The sequence below is a fragment of the Actinomadura sp. NPDC048394 genome, assembly GCF_040651755.1.
In the GTDB taxonomy this organism is placed as follows: Bacteria; Actinomycetota; Actinomycetes; order Streptosporangiales; family Streptosporangiaceae; genus Spirillospora; species Spirillospora montaniterrae.
This window is the reverse complement of sequence record NZ_JBEZJL010000096.1, coordinates 1-17,466: the sequence shown is the minus strand read 5'-3', so window position 1 is coordinate 17,466 and position 17,466 is coordinate 1. Positions and strand designations below refer to the sequence as shown.

At 75.0% G+C, this 17,466-nt stretch carries 16 protein-coding genes and 1 pseudogene; 4 read left to right on the top strand and 13 right to left on the bottom strand.

Annotated features, from left to right (window positions below):
* The first annotated feature begins 4 nt into the window (after positions 1-4).
* Both AB0C78_RS44145 and AB0C78_RS44140 read left to right on the top strand, forming a co-directional pair.
* On the top strand, positions 5-1,504 hold the full coding sequence (locus AB0C78_RS44145) for a DUF58 domain-containing protein (RefSeq protein WP_360760466.1): 1,500 nt from the start codon (positions 5-7) through the stop codon (positions 1,502-1,504).
* Complete coding sequence (locus AB0C78_RS44140; RefSeq protein ID WP_360760463.1) at positions 1,501-4,044, top strand: DUF3488 and transglutaminase-like domain-containing protein; 2,544 nt, start codon at positions 1,501-1,503, stop codon at positions 4,042-4,044. Before AB0C78_RS44145 ends, AB0C78_RS44140 begins: the two co-directional genes overlap by 4 nt.
* 46 nt (positions 4,045-4,090) lie before the next feature.
* Here the strand turns inward: AB0C78_RS44140 and AB0C78_RS44135 are convergent, their stop codons facing one another.
* The 6 genes from AB0C78_RS44135 to AB0C78_RS44110 all read right to left on the bottom strand — a co-directional run bounded on the left by AB0C78_RS44135 (position 4,091) and on the right by AB0C78_RS44110 (position 8,851).
* Positions 4,091-4,480, bottom strand: a complete 390-nt coding sequence (locus AB0C78_RS44135) for a DUF3040 domain-containing protein (RefSeq protein WP_360760461.1) — start codon at positions 4,478-4,480, stop codon at positions 4,091-4,093.
* Between the two features lie 147 nt (positions 4,481-4,627).
* Positions 4,628-5,893: a DNA polymerase IV gene (locus tag AB0C78_RS44130; RefSeq protein ID WP_360760458.1), complete on the bottom strand. Its 1,266-nt coding sequence runs from the start codon at positions 5,891-5,893 to the stop codon at positions 4,628-4,630.
* 8 nt (positions 5,894-5,901) lie between these two features.
* Positions 5,902-6,687, bottom strand: coding sequence for a methyltransferase domain-containing protein (locus AB0C78_RS44125; RefSeq protein ID WP_151546561.1), 786 nt, complete (start codon positions 6,685-6,687; stop codon positions 5,902-5,904).
* Between the two features lie 57 nt (positions 6,688-6,744).
* On the bottom strand, positions 6,745-7,161 hold the full coding sequence (gene nusB, locus AB0C78_RS44120; protein ID WP_151544966.1) for a transcription antitermination factor NusB: 417 nt from the start codon (positions 7,159-7,161) through the stop codon (positions 6,745-6,747).
* 1 nt (position 7,162) lies between these two features.
* Entirely contained in the window at positions 7,163-7,720 is a 558-nt protein-coding gene (gene efp / locus AB0C78_RS44115; RefSeq protein ID WP_151544967.1) for an elongation factor P, read from the bottom strand.
* Positions 7,721-7,762: 42 nt separating this feature from the next.
* A complete protein-coding gene (locus AB0C78_RS44110; protein WP_360760454.1) occupies positions 7,763-8,851 on the bottom strand; it encodes an aminopeptidase P family protein in 1,089 nt (362 codons plus the stop codon).
* Positions 8,852-9,036: 185 nt separating this feature from the next.
* Here AB0C78_RS44110 and AB0C78_RS44105 point away from each other — a divergent pair, with 185 nt between their 5' ends.
* Positions 9,037-10,554: a flavin monoamine oxidase family protein gene (locus AB0C78_RS44105; RefSeq protein WP_360760451.1), complete on the top strand. Its 1,518-nt coding sequence runs from the start codon at positions 9,037-9,039 to the stop codon at positions 10,552-10,554.
* 81 nt (positions 10,555-10,635) lie between these two features.
* Here AB0C78_RS44105 and AB0C78_RS44100 read toward each other — a convergent pair whose 3' ends face one another.
* The 3 genes from AB0C78_RS44100 to AB0C78_RS44090 all read right to left on the bottom strand — a co-directional run bounded on the left by AB0C78_RS44100 (position 10,636) and on the right by AB0C78_RS44090 (position 13,085).
* Entirely contained in the window at positions 10,636-11,685 is a 1,050-nt protein-coding gene (locus tag AB0C78_RS44100; RefSeq protein ID WP_360760449.1) for an LLM class F420-dependent oxidoreductase, read from the bottom strand.
* 210 nt (positions 11,686-11,895) lie between these two features.
* Complete coding sequence (locus AB0C78_RS44095) at positions 11,896-12,561, bottom strand: enoyl-CoA hydratase-related protein (protein ID WP_360760446.1); 666 nt, start codon at positions 12,559-12,561, stop codon at positions 11,896-11,898.
* A gap of 32 nt (positions 12,562-12,593) precedes the next feature.
* Complete coding sequence (locus AB0C78_RS44090) at positions 12,594-13,085, bottom strand: PaaI family thioesterase (protein WP_360760443.1); 492 nt, start codon at positions 13,083-13,085, stop codon at positions 12,594-12,596.
* A gap of 114 nt (positions 13,086-13,199) precedes the next feature.
* On the opposite strand from AB0C78_RS44090, the gene AB0C78_RS44085 reads away from it, so the two are divergent.
* Positions 13,200-13,775 (top strand): TetR/AcrR family transcriptional regulator, encoded by a 576-nt coding sequence (locus tag AB0C78_RS44085; protein ID WP_360760440.1) that lies wholly within the window; start codon positions 13,200-13,202, stop codon positions 13,773-13,775.
* Here the strand turns inward: AB0C78_RS44085 and AB0C78_RS44080 are convergent.
* From AB0C78_RS44080 to AB0C78_RS44065, 4 genes and pseudogenes are all read right to left on the bottom strand, one after another.
* Complete coding sequence (locus AB0C78_RS44080; RefSeq protein WP_360760437.1) at positions 13,738-14,250, bottom strand: S24/S26 family peptidase; 513 nt, start codon at positions 14,248-14,250, stop codon at positions 13,738-13,740. The genes AB0C78_RS44085 and AB0C78_RS44080 overlap by 38 nt on opposite strands.
* Entirely contained in the window at positions 14,247-16,460 is a 2,214-nt protein-coding gene (locus tag AB0C78_RS44075; RefSeq protein ID WP_360760434.1) for an ABC transporter ATP-binding protein, read from the bottom strand. The genes AB0C78_RS44080 and AB0C78_RS44075 overlap by 4 nt, the downstream gene beginning before the upstream one ends.
* A gap of 321 nt (positions 16,461-16,781) precedes the next feature.
* Complete coding sequence (locus AB0C78_RS44070) at positions 16,782-17,219, bottom strand: MauE/DoxX family redox-associated membrane protein (RefSeq protein ID WP_360760512.1); 438 nt, start codon at positions 17,217-17,219, stop codon at positions 16,782-16,784.
* A pseudogene (locus AB0C78_RS44065) lies at positions 17,143-17,325 on the bottom strand (MauE/DoxX family redox-associated membrane protein); the annotation flags it as partial. The gene AB0C78_RS44070 and the pseudogene AB0C78_RS44065, both read right to left, overlap by 77 nt.
* Positions 17,326-17,466 lie beyond the last annotated feature (141 nt).

Here is a 17,466-nt window from a genome sequence, read left to right as displayed (position 1 = left end):
CCGGTTGAGGCGGGCGCTGGCCGGGCTGACCACGCGCGGGCGGTCCTTCGTGGCCGCCGGCGCGACGGCCATCGTGTGCGCGTTCGTGCTCGGCGAGCGGGACCTGCTGCGCGCCGGGATCCTGGTGCTGGTGCTGCCGCTGCTGTCGACGCTGGCGGTGTCGCGGACCCGCTACCGGCTGGCGTGCGCGCGGCGGCTGGAGCCGCCGCGGCTGCCGGTCGGCCACGAGACGCGCGTCGACCTGCGGCTGGAGAACGTGTCGCGGCTGCCGAGCGGGCTGCTGCTGGTGGAGGACCGGGTGCCGTACGCGCTCGGCGGGCGGGCGCGGTTCGTGCTGGACCGGATCGAGTCGCAGGGCTCGCGGGAGCTCGGCTACCGGATCCGCTCCGACGTGCGGGGCCGCTTCCGGGTGGGGCCGCTGACGGTCCGGCTGGCCGACCCGTTCGGGATGGTGGAGCTGGTCCGCTCGTTCAGCATGTCCGACACCCTCACCGTCACGCCGGCGATCGTGCCGCTGCCGGCGACGCGGCTGAGCGGCGCGTGGGGCGGCGGCGGCGAGAGCCTGGCCCGGGCGGTGTCGGCGGCGGGCGAGGACGACGTCGCGCCGCGCGAGTACCGGCACGGCGACGACCTGCGGCGGGTGCACTGGCGGTCGACGGCCCGGCACGGCGAGCTGATGGTGCGGCGCGAGGAGCAGCACCGCCAGAGCAGCGGGACGCTGTTCCTGGACACGCGGCGCCGCGCGCACTGGGGCGACGGCCCGGGCGGCTCGTTCGAGCAGGCGGTGTCGGTCGCCGCGTCGATCGGGGTGCATCTCGGCCGGACGGGGATGAACCTGCGGTTCGTCACCGACGCGGGCGAGGCGCTGTCGGCGGCGGCGTCGTTCGACGGGGCGTTCGAGGGGCTGCTGCTCGAGGCGCTGGCGGTGGCGCGGCGGTCGAAGTCGGTGTCGCTGACGCCGGGCCTCGCGGCGCTCGGCGGCGCGCCCGGGCAGGGCCGGGAGGGCGACGGGCTGGTCACCGCGGTGTTCGGCGCGCTGACCGCCGAGGAGGCGCACCGGGTCGCGGCGACGCGGCGCGGCGCCGGCTCCCGGCTGGCGGTGCTGATCGACGCCTCTCCCGCGCGCCGGGACGGCGGGGCGGAGAACGTCCATCGTGCGCGGATCGCCCGGCCGCGGGTCCCGGGGGCGCGCGGCGGCACGGGCGGGCGGGCCCCGGAGCCGCGGTCCGGGGACGCGGAGGACGGGCCGCTGGCGCCGGAGGCCGCAGCCGGCCTGCTGCGCGCGGGCGGATGGCGGGTGCTGGTCATCCGTTCCGCGGCCGAGCTGGCCGGGGCGTGGGCGGGCGCCGGGCAGGCGGGGGCCGGTCCGCGGAGCCACGGCGCGCCGGACGAGCCCGGCGGGACCGCCGCGGCGACGGCGGACGCGGGGCCCGGCGCGGGTCCCGGCACCGAGAGGGACGAAGCGGCGGACAAGGCTGCGGATGCCACCGGAGGCGCGGCATGAGGATCCGGATGACGATCGTGGCGGCGGTGGCGACGCTGGCCTGCTCGATCGGCCTGTACCCGCTGTTCGCCGGCGGCCGGTGGTTCTGGACGGGCGTCGCCGCGGTGCTGGCGGCGGCCTGCGGCGGGCTGGTGTCGCGCCGGCTGCGGCTGCCCGCCGTGCTGGACCCGCTGTGCGGGCTGGCGGCGCTGCTGCTGTACCTGACCGTGGCGTACGCGAGGGGCGAGGCGTGGCTCGGGGTCGTCCCGTCGCCCGGCTCGCTGTCGCACCTCATCGACCTGGCCGGGGACGGCTGGAACGCGGCGAACCGGTACGCGGCGCCGGTGCCGCTGGTGCCGGGGATCGGGCTGCTGGTCGCCGCCGGGATCGGCGTGGTCGCGGTGCTGGTCGACCTGCTGGCGGTGCGGCTGCGCCGGGCGGCGCCGGCCGGGCTGCCGCTACTGGCGATGTACAGCGTGCCCGCCGCGGTCCGCCAGGACGGCGTCGGGTGGCTGGCGTTCGGCATCGGCGCGATCGGCTTCCTCGCGCTGCTGATGGCCGACGCGCGCGAGCAGGTCGGCGGCTGGGGGCGGGCGGTCACCGTCCACCGGCACGGCGGCGAGCTGCCGCTGGCCGGGGCGGAGCCGCCGAGCGGCCAGCGCGTGCGGACCGACGGCGGCCGGCGGGCGGCGAGCGGGCGGCGGATCGCGGTCGGGTCGGTGGCGATCGCGGTGGTACTGCCGATGGCGATCCCCGGGATCCACCCGCGCGGCGTGTTCGGCATGGGCGGCGGGGGGCGCGGCAAGGCCGGCCAGACGGTCACGACGCCGGACCCGCTCGTCAGCCTGAAGCGGGAGCTGACCCGGCTGGACGACTCGGTCGTCCTCACCTACCACACCGACGACCCGGACGGCCCCGACTACCTGCGCCTGTACGCCCTCGACCGGTTCGACGGCGACCGGTGGACGTACAGCCGGCTGAGCAGCAGCGCCGCGGACCGGCTGTCGGGCCGGACGCTGCCGCCGCCGCCCGGGCTGAGCATCGCCCCGGTGCACGAGGTGACGACGCAGGTGAAGGTGAGCGGCGAGGTCCGCGACATGACCTTCCTTCCGGTGCCGTACGCGCCGACCCGGGTGTCGATCAAGGGCGACTGGCGGGTGCACCGGCAGTCGCTGATGATCTACTCGCTGAGCGACTCGGCGGGCGGCCGCGCCTACACCGTCAAGAGCCTGCGCGCCGACCCGACCGCATCCGACCTGTCCGCCGCGGTCGGGTATCCGGCCGACGTCGTCTCGCACTACACCGCCGTCCCGAAGAACATCCCGCCGCAGGTCAGGACGCTCGCGCAGAACGTGACGGCGGGCGCGGCGACGGCGCGGGCGCAGGCGGTGAAGCTGCAGCGCTGGTTCACCCTGACCGGCGGGTTCACCTACGACCTGTCGACGCCGGCGCCGCAGCACGGCAACGACCTCGTCGACTTCCTGCTGCGCAGCAAGCGCGGGTACTGCGAGCAGTTCGCCGCGTCGATGGCGCTGATGGCGCGGATCGTCGGCATCCCGTCGCGGGTCGCGATGGGCTACACGTCCGGCACGCAGACGCAGCCGGGGACGTGGGTGGTGCGGTCGCGGGACGCGCACGCGTGGCCGGAGCTGTACTTCGAGGGGTCGGGCTGGGTGCGGTTCGAGCCGACGCCGTCCGGCGCGGCCGGGCAGGGCACCGCGGTGACGCCGGCCTACAGCCGGCCGGCGGGCGGCGGCGGCCGGCAGGGCGACGACGCGCTGCCGACCCCGGAGACGTCGTCGGGGCCGGACCGGTCGTCCGCGTCGCCGCAGGCGGCGCCGCACCGCAACGACACCGGCCCTCAGGGCGGCCTCACCGAGGAGGACTCCGGGGACGGCGGGCTGTCGGCGGCGCCGTGGATCGCGGGCGGGGTGCTGGTGCTGCTGCTCCTCGCGGTCCCGATGGTGCTGCGGGCGCTGACCCGGCGGCGCCGCTGGGCGGTGCTGTCGGCGCCGCCGCGCGGGCACGGCGGGAATCCGGATTCTCTCCGGCCGGGCGGCCGCGGCGGCGCGCCGGACGGCGCCCTGAACGGCGTCCTGGAGGGCGCCCCGGACGGCGTCCTGGAGGGCGGCCCGGACGGCGTCCCCGACAACAGCGGCGCCGCGCACGCGGCGTGGCAGGAGATGCGCGCCGACGCCCTCGACCACGGGCTGGAGTGGCGGCCGAGCGACTCGCCGCGCGCGGCGGCGCGGCGGCTCGGCGAGCTGCTGGAGCTGGACGCGGTCCCCGCGGAGGCGCTCGGGCGCATCGCCCGCGCCGAGGAACTCGCCCTCTACGCGTTGGCCCGGCCCGCCGATCCGCCCGAGCGGCTGCGCGCCGACGTGCGGACGGTTCGCGCGGCGTTCGCCGCGTCCGTGGGGCGCCGGGCCCGCTGGCGCGCCCGGGTGTTCCCGCCGTCGGCGATGGCGCAGGCGCGGTCGGCGCTGCGCGGCACCGGCACCCGCGCGGCCGACCTCGCCGACCGCCTCAACGACCTGCCGAACCGCATGCGGCGCCGCTAGGCCTCGCAGGCCCGCGGCGCCGCTCAGTGAGGCCGGTACGGCCGGTTCACTCGCCTTCGGTGCGGCGGCGCCAGCGTTCCTCCATGCGCTCCATGAAGCCGGCCTTCGCGGGACGGGCCTGGCGGCCGCGCCGCGCGGGCTCGTTCCCGATGCCGGTCATCCGCTTCCAGCTCGTGAGCGCCCACACGCAGCAGACCACCATCAGCAGGAAGCCGGCCACGCTGACCGCGATGGTCGCGGTCCCGGCGTTGATGACGAGCCCCGCCATCAGCGCGCAGACACCGACGACGAACCCGAGGGCGGCCTTGATGATCCGGCGCTTGTAGTGCACCTGAGGGTTGGTCGACCGGACGGCGTGCGCGAACTTCGGATCCTCGGCGTACAGCGCCTGCTCGATCTGCTCGAGCATGCGCTGTTCGTGCTCAGACAGCGGCACGGCGCCTCCCAACGACAGCCCCGCGGCGGGGTATCCGATGCGGGACGGGAACGTCAACGGTGATATGCCCAGAATACGAGCACTCACCGGCGTACGAAAGCGAACGGCGGGTCCAGGGCCCCATACCGGTCAGCTCACCGCCTTCTTTCATCGTCTCCCGTCCCTGCCGTCGCGTGCGTCACCGTCGTGCGCGCGCTCGACCAGGGCGGCGGGACGGACGGCACCGCGGCCGAACCGGTTCGCCACCTGGTCCATCGCGCGCTCGGCCTCGCGCCAGCCGCGTTCCGGCTCGTCGAAGGCGAGCTGACGGGGGGCCTCGCCGGCGGGGCACAGGTTCTCCACCCGCACCCCGACCAGACGGAGTCGTACCCGTTCCAGGCCCGCGCCCTCATAGAGCTCGCACGCTGTGACATAGATCACACGTGCCAGATCGGTGGGTTCGCGGAGGGTCCGCGCCCGGGTGATCGTCTTGAAGTTCGCCATCCGGAGTTTGACGCTCACCGTGCGTCCCGCGTTCCCCGACGCCCGCAGCCGCGCGCCGACCTTCTCGGCCAGCCGCAGCAGCTCCCGGCGGATCACCTCCGGGTCGTCGACGTCGGTGTCGAACGTCTCCTCCGCGCCGATGCTCTTGTCCGGGGTGTGCGGGACGACCTCGCGCGGGTCGCGGCCCCACGCCAGCTCGTGCAGATGCGCGCCCATCGCGTTGCCGAGCTCGCGCTGCAGCGTCGCGAGGGGGATCTGCGCGAGCTGCCCGACGGTGCGCAGCCCGAGCCGGGCCAGCGTCTGCTCCGTCCGCTCCCCCACGCCCCACAGGGACGCGACGGGCAGCGGGTGCAGGAAGTCGACGACGCCGTCGGCGGGCACCACGAGCAGGCCGTCCGGCTTGCAGCGGGTCGAGGCGAGCTTGGCGACGAACTTGGTGCTCGCGACGCCGACCGAGCAGGTGATGCCCTGCTGCGCGCGGACCTGCTCGCGGATCATCCGGGCGATCTCGGCGGGGCGGCCGAGGCGCCGGCCCGCGCCCGCCACGTCGAGGAACGCCTCGTCCAATGACAGGCCCTCCACCAGCGGGGTGATGGACCGGAAGATCTCGAAGACGGCCGCCGACACCCGCCCGTACTTGCCGTGGCTGACCGGCAGCACCACCGCCTGCGGGCACAGCCGCCGCGCCCGCGACATCGGCATCGCCGAGTGCACGCCGAACTTCCGGGCCTCGTACGACGCGGCGGACACCACCCCGCGCGGCCCCGCGCCGCCCACCACCACCGGGCGGCCCCGCAGCTCCGGCCGCTCCAGCAGCTCGACGCTGACGAAGAACGCGTCCATGTCCACGTGCAGGATCGAGCAGCCGGTGTCGTCGGCGGGCGGCCCCGGCTGCGGACCGGGCCGGTGCAGCTGCTGCTTGCGACTCATCGGCGGATCTACTCGGCCGGCTTGTCGGCCACCAGGTGCAGCTGGGTGGCCAGGTCGCGCAGCACCGGGTGCACCGCCGCGACGGACTCCAGCGCGATCAGCGCCTCCGCCGAGCCGGCGTCGCCGTCCAGCATCCCGCTCGGCACCAGGTCCGCGAAGATCCGCACCCCGTGCAGCTCGGCGACCCGCAGGCCCGCGCCGCGCACCAGCGCCGTCAGCGTCTCGCGGGTGAACCGGCGGGGCATCCGGTCGCCCTCGCCCCACCGCCCGGACACGTCCGTCAGCACCCGCCGCGCGTCGTCGAAGTGGCCGGACACGGCGCGGTGCAGCGCGGCGGCGACCTGCCCGGCCACCAGCACGCTCACCGACCCGCCCGGGCGGACGGCGGCGGTCAGCGCGGCCATCGCCGCGGCCGGGTCGTCGACGTACTCCAGCACGCTGTGGCACAGCACCAGGTCGGCGGCGCCGCCGCCGAGCAGGTCCGGCAGGTCGACCGCGTCGCCCTGGACGGCCCGGACCCGCACCCCGGACTCGGCGGCGCGGCGCTCCAGCGCGGCCAGCGCGTCCGGGTTGGCGTCCACGACCGTGACGCGGTGGCCGAGCTCGGCGAGCGGCACCGCGAACCCGCCGGTGCCGCCGCCGACGTCCACGACGTCGCTCCGGCCGGCCTCGGGGGCGATGCGGTCCAGGACCGTGCGCAGCGCCTCCCACAGGACCGCGCTGCGCACGCGGCTGCTCCCGCGCACCCGCTTCTGCTGCCGGCCGGCCACGGCCGCTCCGCTAACGTCGTTCATCCCCGCCCACCCTAGCCGCCCGCCGCCCGCGGACGGGCGCCAGGCGACGATTCGCCGTCAGAGCGACAGGGACGGCTTGAGCTGCTGCAGCCGCGCCAGCAGGCCGTTGACGAACCGGGGCGACTCGTCGGTGGACAGCTCGGTGGCGAGGCCGACCGCCTCGCTCACCGCCACGCCGTCCGGGACGTCGTCCACCCACAGCAGCTCGTAGGCGCCCATCCGCAGGATGTTGCGGTCGACGACCGGCATCCGCTCCAGCGTCCAGCCGGTCGCGTAGGTGGCGATCAGCTCGTCGATGCGCTCCCGGTGCTCCTGCACGCCCTCGATCAGCCGCACCGCGTGCGGGTACTCCGACAGCTCGTCCTGGTTCGGACGGCCGCGCGCCGCCAGCACCGCCGTCGGCTGCTCCTCGCGCAGCTCCGCCGCGAAGAGGATGTCGAGGGCCAGCTTGCGCGCCTTCGTGCGTGCCGCCATCTCAGCCGCGGCCGAGGTACTCGCCGGAGCGGGTGTCGACCTTGACCTTCTCGCCCGTGGTGATGAACAGCGGCACCTGGATCTGCGCGCCGGTCTCCAGGGTGGCGGGCTTGCTGCCGCCGGTGGAGCGGTCGCCCTGCAGGCCCGGCTCGGTCTCGGTGATCTCCAGCACCACGGCGGCGGGCAGCTCGACGTAGAGCGGGTTCTCGTTGTTGAACGCGATCACGGCGTTCTGCTCGGGCAGCAGGTAGTTCGCGGCGTCGCCGACGGTGGCCGCGGGGATGTGCGGCTGGTCGTAGGTCTCGGTGTCCATGAAGACGAAGTCCTCGCCCTCGCGGTAGAGGTACTGCATCTCGCGCTTGTCCACGCTCGCCACGTCGACCTTGGTGCCGGCGTTGAAGGTCTTGTCGACGACCTTGCCCGACAGCACGTTCTTGAGCTTGGTGCGGACGAACGCGCCGCCCTTGCCGGGCTTGACGTGCTGGAACTCCTGGACGGTCCACAGCTGGCCGTCGAGGTTCAGCGTCATGCCGTTCTTGAGGTCGTTCGTCGTCGCCACTGCGTCATTCTCCCGGTCGCGGGCCCGCTCGCTGACCGGACGTCAGAGGACGAGCAGGTCCTTCGTCGTTGTGGTGAGGAGCTCCGGGCCGCCCGGGCGGACGACCAAGGTGTCCTCGATCCGGACTCCGCCCCGGCCCGCCAGGTACACCCCCGGCTCCGCGGTGATCGGAACTCGATCCATCAGCTTACCGGTCCTGTCGTACCCCATGAGCGGTGCCTCGTGGATCTCCAGGCCGACGCCGTGCCCGAGGCCGTGGGTGAACGCGTCCCCGTGCCCGGCGTCCTCGATGAGGCCGCGGGCGGCGGCGTCGACGTCCCTGGTCTCGGCGCCGGGGCGGGCGGCGGCGATCGAGGCGAGCTGCGCGCGCAGGACGAGGGCGTAGAGGTCGCGCTGCCAGGCGGCGGGTTCGCCGATCGCGACGGTGCGGGTCATGTCGGCGTGGTAGCCGCCGTAGCGCGCGCCGAAGTCGAGGGTGACGAGGTCGCCGCGCTGCAGCTCGCGGCCGCCGGGGTGGTGGTGCGGGACGGCGCCGTTCGGCCCGGACGCGACGATCGAGTCGAACGCGGGGCCCTCGGCGCCGAAGTCGACCATGGCCCGTTCGAGGGCGATCGCGACGGCGCGCTCGGTGACGCCGGCGCGGATCTCCGGCAGGACGGCCTCGAAGGCGCGGTCGGTGATGGCGCACGCCTCCCGCAGCAGGCCGATCTCCTCCTCGTCCTTGACCCGGCGCAGGTCCTCGACGAGGCGGCCGAGCGGCCGCAGCGGGATGTCGGCGGCCTCGGCGAGCCCGGCGTGCCGCTCGACGGTGAGGTCGTGCGCCTCGAAGCCGAGGACGCGGTGGCCGGAGGCGGCGGCGCGGGTGGTGAGCGCCTCGGCGGCCCGCCGCTCGACGAGGGTCTCCAGTTCGGGGCAGACCTCGGCGGCCATCCCGGCGTAGCGGCCGTCGGTGGCGAGCACGGCGGGGCCGTCCGCCGGGACGAGCAGCGCGGCGTTGGAGCTGTCGAGGCCGGTGAGGTAGCGGACGTTGACGAGCCGGGTGACGAGGACGGCGTCGGCGCCCGCGTCGGCGACCAGCGCGGCCAGCCGGCGGCGCCGCGCGGCGTGCCCGTCCCCCTGCGTCTCCTGCATGTGCGCCTCCCCCACGGTCAGGACTCTAGAGCACGCGGCCGGCGGTGGCCCGGCCCGTCTCGACGCGGTCACAGAACATGAGAATCGCTCGACTTCCGGGCCGCGGGTGGCCTAGCGTGCCTCGGCGAGTGATCGTTTCATCCCGCCCCGTCCCCCCGCACCGGACGTCCCTGGAGGGATTCCCCTTGACCCGAGTCAGCCGCCGCAGATTGCTCGGAACGGGCGCGCTCACCGCCGCCGGAGCCGTGGTCTCCGCGGCCGCGGCGCCCGCCGCCGCCGCGCGGACCGTCACCCGCCCCGCCACCGCCCCGGCCGCCCCCATGGCCGAGAGCGCCACCGCCGACGTCGTGATCGTCGGCGCCGGGCTGTCCGGCCTCGCCGCCGCCCGCGACCTGGTCGCCGCCGGCCGGTCCGTGATCGTCCTGGAGGCCCGCGAGCGGCCCGGCGGCCGCGTGTACGGCATGCCGCTCGGCGACGGCACCACCAGCGAGGGCGGCGCCGAGTTCATCGGCCCGACCCAGGACCGCATCGCCGCGCTCGCCAAGGACATGGGCGTCGCGACGTTCCCGACCTACAACACCGGCAAGAACGTCTACTACCGCAACGGGCAGCGGTCCCTGTACGCCACCGACGGCGTCCTCGGGGCGGTACCGCCCGACTGGGGCGTGGTCGACCTGGAGGTGGCGCTGCTCAAGCTCGGCAGCATGGCCAAGGACGTCCCGGTCGGGCAGCCGTGGAAGGCCGCCAAGGCCGAGGAGTGGGACGCGCAGACCTTCTACACCTGGTCCCGGTCCAACTCGCTGAGCAGCGGCGCGCGGTTCCTGATGGACGAGTTCATCAGCTCCACGCTGTCGGTGCGCTCGCAGGACGTGTCGCTGCTGTACGTCCTGAACTACATCGCGTCGGCGGGCAACGAGAGCAACCCCGGCTCGGTCGACCGCCTCATCGACACCAAGGGCGGCGGGCAGGAGTCCCGGTTCGTCGGCGGGTCGCAGGAGGTGCCCGTCCGGCTGGCCGCCAAGCTCGGCGACGTCATCCGCTACAACACGGCGGTCCGGGCGATCTCGACGGACGGCGGCGCCGTCACCGTGACCGCCGACGGCCTCACGGTGTCGGCGAAGCGGGTCGTCGTCGCGATGTCCCCGGCGATCGCCGGGAAGATCGACTTCTCGCCGGCGCTGCCCGCGGCGCGCGCGCAGCTGATGCAGCGCTACCCGATGGGCTCGATCTGCAAGTTCGTCGCCGTGTACGACACCCCGTTCTGGCGCGCGGACGGGCTGACCGGGCAGGCCGTCTCCGACAGCGGCGCGATCGACGCGACGTTCGACAACAGCCCGCCGGACGGGTCGCGCGGGATCATGATGGGCTTCATGAACCAGGCCAACATCCGCAAGCTGGACGGGGCCTCGGCGGACGAGGTGCGGGCCGCGGGCCTGGCGGCGTTCGCGAACTTCTACGGCGACAAGGCCAAGACCCCGGTGCGGACGGCGTTCCAGCGCTGGGACAACGAGATCTGGAGCGGCGGCGGCCCGGTCGGCGTCGCCCCGCCCGGCGTCCTGACCGGCTTCGGCGAGGCGCTGCGCGCGCCCTGCGGCCCGATCCACTGGGCCGGAACGGAGACGTCCGACTACTGGACCGGCTACATGGACGGCGCGGTCCGCTCCGGCGAGCGCGTCGCCAAGGAGGTCAACGCCGCCCTCTGACGCCCGCATGACGTTGAGTCGCGGCGTGCCGCCCTCATGGGTCGTCCCACGAGCGCGGCACGCCGCGACTCAACGGAGGGATCAGACGTCGGCGGCCATCTGCTTGACCTTCTCGATGAGGGCGACGCGGCCCTTGTGATCGCCGGCGATGGGCTGCACGTTCAGCGTCGTGATGCCGGACTCCTTCATCGCGGCGAGCCGCTCGCGGACGTGGCCCTCCGTGCCGATCAGCGACATCTTCTCCAGCAGCTCCTGCGGGACCTTCGCGGCGGCCTCGTCCTTCTTGCCGTCGAGGTAGAGGTCCTGGATCTCCTCGGCCTCCTTCTCGAAGCCGTACCGGCGGGCGAGGTCGTTGTAGAAGTTCTTGCCCTTGGCGCCCATGCCGCCGATGTAGAGCGCGGCCATCGGGCGGCCGAACTCCAGGTAGCCCTGCACGTCGTCGCCGATGGCGAGGGTCGCCTGGCCGACGACGTCCAGCTCGCCGAGCGCGGGGTCGCGCTTGGCCTTGCCGGCGGCGAGCGAGGCGCCCCACACGTCCGCGGCCTTCTCCGGCATGTAGAAGATCGGCTCCCAGCCGTTGGCGATCTCGGCGGTGAGCTCGACGTTCTTCGGGCCGATCGCGGCGACCATGACCGGGATGTCGGCGCGGACCGGGTGGTTGATCAGCTTCAGCGCCTTGCCGAGGCCGGTGCCCCGCTCGGCGGGCAGCGGCAGCGTGTAGTGCTTGCCGTCGTGCTGGACGCGCTCGCGCCGCCACACCTTGCGGCAGATGTCGATGATCTCGCGGGTGCGGCCGAGGGGCGCGATGTAGGGGACGCCGTGGAAGCCCTCGATGACCTGCGGGCCGGACGCGCCGATGCCGAGCGTGAACCGGCCGTCGGAGACGTAGTCCAGGCCGGCGGCGGTCTGCGCGATCGCGGTGGGCGTGCGCGAGTAGATGTTCAGGATGCCGGAGCCGATCTCCAGCCGCTCGGTCTTGGCCGCGATGTACCCCATCTGGCTGACCGCGTCGAAGCTGTAGGCCTCCGGGACGTAGACGATGTCGAGGCCGGCCTTCTCGAAGTCGGCCAGCTCCTCGACGGTGTCCTTGAAACCGCTGCCCGCGTAGTTGAGCCCCATCCCGATGCGCATCCGGCGTCCCTTCCCGTAAAACCGAATCAGATTCCAGTCGAACGTAACCTACTCCGCGCCGCCCGCCGGAGCGAGGGCCCGGCGCGGGCCCCGGCGTGGACCCGCGTGGGCCCGGCGTGGACCCGCGTGGGCCCGGCGTGGACCCGCGTGGGCCCGGCGTGGACCCGCGTGGGCCCGGCGTGGACCCCGGTGCGGGGCCCGGGTGCCGGGCTAGCCGAGCGCCGGGCCGCGCAGCGCCTCCAGCGCGGGACGGTACAGGTCCGCGCGGATCTTGCCGACCACCCGGCCGTCCTTGCCGGCCAGCGACCCCGCGAGCTCCAGCGCCGCGGGCAGCACGCCCGCCTCGTCCGCCGTCCGCTGCACGATCCCGGCCGCCATCGCCTGCTCGGCGGCGTACCGGCGGCCCGTGATCATCGCCTCGTGCGCGGTGCGCCTGGGCAGCCGCGCTGCGATCAGCGCGTTCATCCCGGGCGTGAACGTCATGCCGAGGTCGACCTCGGGCAGGCAGAAGTAGCCGCGGTCGGTGCGCATGACGGCGAAGTCGTGGGCGAGGGCCAGCATCCCGCCGCCCGCGAACGCGTGCCCGTTGATCGCGGCGACCGTCGGCATCGGCAGCTCCAGCAGCCGCGCGTAGACGGCGTGGATGCGGCTCAGGTACGCCTCGAACTGGTCGCCGTGGGCGCCGAGCCACTCGAGGTCGAGGCCGTTGGAGTAGAACTTGCCGGTCCCGGTGGTGACCAGGGCGCCGGGCCCGTCGTTCTTCTCGACGGTGTCGAGCGCGCCTTCGACGGCGCTGAGGAAGTCGGGACTGAACCGGTTCTCGCCGTCGTCGAAGCGCAGGACGTAGACGTCGCCGTCGCGCTGCAGGTCGATCACGCTGGTCTCCTTCGTCGGTGCCTGAGCAGACCCTACTGGTCGGTAGCCGGCGGGAAGATCATGCAGGTCGTGGTGCCGTGCGCGACGAGCTTGCCGTCCTGGTTCACGATCCGCCCCTCGGCGGTCGCGACCTTCCGCCCGACATGGACGGTCGTTCCCTCGCAGGTCAGCCTGCCACCCTCCAGCGGCACCGCGCGGACGAAGTTGACCTTCAGTTCCAGCGTCGTGTAGCCGGCGCCCTCGGGCAGCGAGGTGTGCACGGCGCAGCCCATCGCCGAGTCCAGCAGCGTGGACAGCACGCCGCCGTGCACGGTGCCGAGCGGGTTGCTGAAGTCGGTGCGCGGAGCGAGCGAGAAGACGACCCGTCCCGGCTCCAGCTCCTCGGCGGCCATGCCGAGCAGCGCGCCGATGCCGTACCCCTCCTCGGCGCCCTTGTTGATCAGCGCCTTCAGCTGCTCGAGGCCCGCCGTGGTCGGCGCGGCCGGCTCGGTCGTCGCGGTCGGCTCGGTCGTCGTGCCCGCCATCGCTCCGCTTCCCTCCAGGTCACCACTGTGTATGACGTCCGTCATAAGCACGGTGGGCTATGACGACCGTCATGGTCAATGCGAGAAGCTTATGATGAATGTCATAATCGACGCATGGGCACCGACAGCCGGGAACGCATGGTGCGCAGCGCCGCCTACCTCTTCCGCGAGCGCGGCTACAGCGGCACCGGGTTCCGCGACGTCATCGCGCACAGCGGCGCGCCGCGCGGCTCGATCTACCACCACTTCCCCGACGGCAAGGCGCAGCTCGCCGAGGAGGCCGTGCGCTACGCCGGCGAGTTCCTCAACGCCGGCATCCTCGCCGCCACCGAGGGCGGCGACGCCGCGTCCGCCGTGGACGCCTTCGTCGGCTGGTGGCGGCAGGTGCTGATCAAGAGCGAGTTCCGGGCCGGCTGCCCGATCGTCGCCGTCACCGTGGAGAGCCACGACGACGCCCCGCAGCTGGCGTCCGCCGCCGCGGCCGCGTTCGACCGCTGGCAGGACACGCTCGCCACCGGGCTCGGCAACGCGGGCGTCCCCGACGACCGCGCCGCCCGCCTCGCCCGCCTGATCGTCGCCGCGGTCGAGGGCGCCACGATCCTCTGCCGCGCCCACCGCGACGTCGCGCCCCTCGACGACGTCGTCGCCGAGCTCAAGGAGATGACGAGGAGCGCCGTCCAGGAGGACTAGCGCGGCGCGCGGACGCCGGACGGGCGGCGGCCTGCTCGTCCCCGGCGCGCAGCCGCATCAGCACCACCCCGTACATCCGGTCCGCCGGGCACGGGCCCCACTGCTTGGAGTCCTCCGAGCGGGGATGGTCGCCGCGCAGCACCAGCATGCCCGGCGAGACGCGGCCCGGCCCGTCCCCCGGCACCCAGGAGGGCATGGGGTCGCCGGCCCTCGCGGCGACCCGCTTGACGTACCACCCGGCGGACGGGTCGGACGGGCCGTCCCACCCCGTGCGCCGGTCGGGCCGCTGGACGACCACGATCCGGCCCGGCCGGGCCCGGCGGCGGTGACGCAGCACCAGCACCACGTCGCCGGGGTCCAGGGCCGGGGTCATGCTTCCGCCCTGGACGGTGACGGTGGACAGCAGCAGCCGGGCCGCGACCGCGGCCCCGACCACGAGGGCCGCGGCGAGAGCCCAGCCCGCGACCTGGCTCATCCGGCGGCCACCGTGCTCGGCGCCGTGCTCGCCGCAGAGCCCCCCGGCGCCGGGTCCTCCTGGTAGCCCTCGGCCTGCCTGGCGAAGAGCTTGGCGTAGACGCCGTCCGGGGACGCGATGAGGGAGGCGTGGTCGCCGCTCTCCAGGACCCGGCCGTCCTGCACCACGACGATCCGGTCGGCCCGGCGGACGGCGCCGAGCCGGTGCGAGACCAGGACGCTCGTCGAGCCCGCGCGCAGCTCCCGCAGCCGGTCGTGCACCGCCGCCTCGGCCTCCGCGTCGAGCCCGGAGCTGGGCTCGTCCAGGATCATCAGGTCGCGGCCCCGGCGCATCAGGCCGCGGGCCGGCGCCAGGCGCTGCCACTGCCCGCCGGACAGGTGGACGCCGTTCGCCCGGGCGGCCTCGCCGTCGCCGTCCTCCTCGTCGCCGGCGTGGAACAGCCGGCTCAGCATCGTCGCGTAGCCGGCGGGCAGCCGCTCGACGGTCTCGTGGACGCCGGCGCGCTCGGCGGCGGCGCGGATCCGCTCCCGGTCGCCGATCGAGTCGAGGTCCCCGAGCCCGATGTTCTCGGCGGCGGTGAGGTCGTAGTCCATGTAGTCCTGGAACACCGCCCCGATGCGCCGGCGCAGTTCCTCGACCGGGACGTCGCGGACGTCCACCCCGTCCCACAGGACGGCGCCGCGCTGCGGGTCGTAGAACCGGCAGAGCAGCTTGACGAGCGTGCACTTGCCGGCGCCGTTGAGCCCGACGACGGCGAGGCTGGTGCCGTGCGGGATGGTCAGGTCCAGCCCGCGCAGTACCCAGGGGGCGTCCTCGCTGTAGCGGAACCAGACGTCGCGCAGCTCGATGGCGTGGGCCAGTGGGGCCAGCTCGCGGGGGCGCGCGGGCGCGTCGAGGTCGTCGCCGGTCCCGACCACCGTCAGGTAGTGGTGGAACACCAGGGCGGACTGGTGGCCCATGGCGATGCCCTGCACGAGGGACCCGAGCCCGGACTGGAGCCCGGCCAGCGCGCCGATGAAGACCGACACGTCGCCGACGCTGATCGTCTTCTGGGCCGCGGCGTGCACGGCCCACAGCAGGCCCGCCGCCGCCAGCAGCGCCCCGAGGGCTGCGAGGAGGACCTGGACGCGCACCACGCCCCGCTCCAGCCGGTCCTCGGCATCGTTGGCGGCGCGCAGCTCGGTGAGCATCCGGCCGTGCAGGAAGCCGCCCAGCCCGAACAGGCGGACCTCCTTCGCGGCCTGCAGGTCGGTCAGCAGCATCTGGTAGAAGAGCTTGCGCCGCAGGCCGGGGCTGATCCGCAACAGCAGCCCCGCCCGCCGGCGGCCGAGCGCCAGGTGGGCGACCATCGCGGGCACGGCGGCGGCGAGCGCGGCGCCGGCCATGACCGGGTTGGTCGCGATCAGGGTGCCGAGGAACCCGGTGACGCCCAGCGTCCCGCGCAGGGTCGTCAGGCCCATCTGGACGAGCTGGTCCGGGGCGTTCTCGGCGGACTGCTGGGCCGGCCGCAGCCGGTCGTGGAAGCGCGGCTCCTCCAGGCGCGCCAGCCCGTTCATCCGGTTGACCGCGCCGAACAGCCGGTCCTGCGAGAGCAGGCCGACGGCCCGCCGGGCGCGTCCCTGCGCGTAGGCGGACACGGCCGAGGACGAGGCCATCGCGATGCCGAGGGCGCCGATGCCCGCCGCGAACCACAGCAGCCCCCCGCTCCGGGGGCGGGCGGCGGTCAGCTCGTCGAGCGCGGCCTTGGTCAGCCAGGCGGTCGCCACCGGTGCCGTCCCGTCGACGATCGCCATGCCGAGCTGGAGGAACAGCATGCCGGGGCAGGCACGCCAGGCGAGCGCGTAGGCCGCCTTCATCCCGCGGAGGACGGAGACGCGGGGCCCCATCGTGCCGCCGCCGGTCACGTCGCCACCGCGCACGCCGCCGCTCATGTCGCCGACGGCTGCGCGGCGGCCTCGCCGAGCCCTTGCAGGCCGACACTCGCCGCGGTGGGCGACGCCGTCCGGGCCATAGTGGGCGAATCCCGGATAGAAGCGGACCCCGAAGGCGGTGCCGACGGGCGCGTCCAGGGGCTCGGGCACCACGTGGTCCGCGACGCCGGCGAGGCGGGCGGCGAGGTCGCTGCCGGCCGCGTCGATCCCGACCACCGTGGCCAGGACGCGGCCTCCCGCGTCCCGCACCCGGCGGGCGAGCCCGGCGAGCTCCGGCACGCTGTCGTCGCAGCCCGGGCAGTCCAGCGACAGGAGGCGAGCAGCGCCGGGCGGCCGGCCAGGTCGTCGCTGGTGACCGTGGTGCCGGTGGTGGTGGCGGCGGTGAACGCGGGCATCCGGTCCCCCGGCGCGATGCCCAGGTGCGGGGCCCCGCCGGACGGGCCGAGGCCATGCCGGTGGCCGGCCGGCGAAGCGCCCAGGCGGGCGCGCCAGCGGCGCAGCACCGCCGCGGTGAGCGCGGCGTTCAGCGCGGTGAGCGCCGCGACCAGGACGGTCCCTGCGATGAGGTAGTCCACGGATGTCCTTTCCGGCTTCGGCGCCTCACCGGCCCGGGTCCCCGGCGGCGACCGGGGACCGGAAGAGCGCGGCGATGTCGTCGACGAAGACGGTCAGAGTGGTGAGCAGGCCGGCCGAGAACACCGCCAGCGCGATCCCCGGGATCCGGCCGGGAACGCCGTCGCCCAGCGACAGCGCGACGGCCGCGCCCAGGCACGCCGCCGCCAGCAGCACCGCGTTGCGGGCGATGTGCCAGCCGCCCATGGGCGCGCCGCCGGAGCCGAAGCACGCGCAGGTCACCCGCTTCCCCCGGGCGACGACGGCGACCGGGACGGCCGTCAGGCCGCAGCAGAGCAGCGCGGCGGCGGCGAAGCCGGCGGTGACGGTGGCGGGGCACGGCGAGCAGCAACGCGACGAGCAGTTCGGCGGCGGGGACGAGCACGGCCAGCGGGCGGCGCAGCCGCGCCGGGACGAAGCCGAGATCGGCGAGGGAGGCCGCGAAGGCGCCCGGCGAGCGCAGCTTCGCCACCGCCGCCAGCGTCATCACCGCGACCAGGGTGAGGCGGCAGGCGAACGATACGTACAGCACGGATGCTCCTGGGGGAGGTGGTACGCGAGCGCGGGGGGCCCCCCCGCGGGGGGGGGGGGGGGCGCGGGGGGGGCGCCCCCCCCGGGGGGGGGGGGGGGGCGGGGGGGGGCGCGGGCGGCCGGGGGGGGGGCGGGCGGGCGG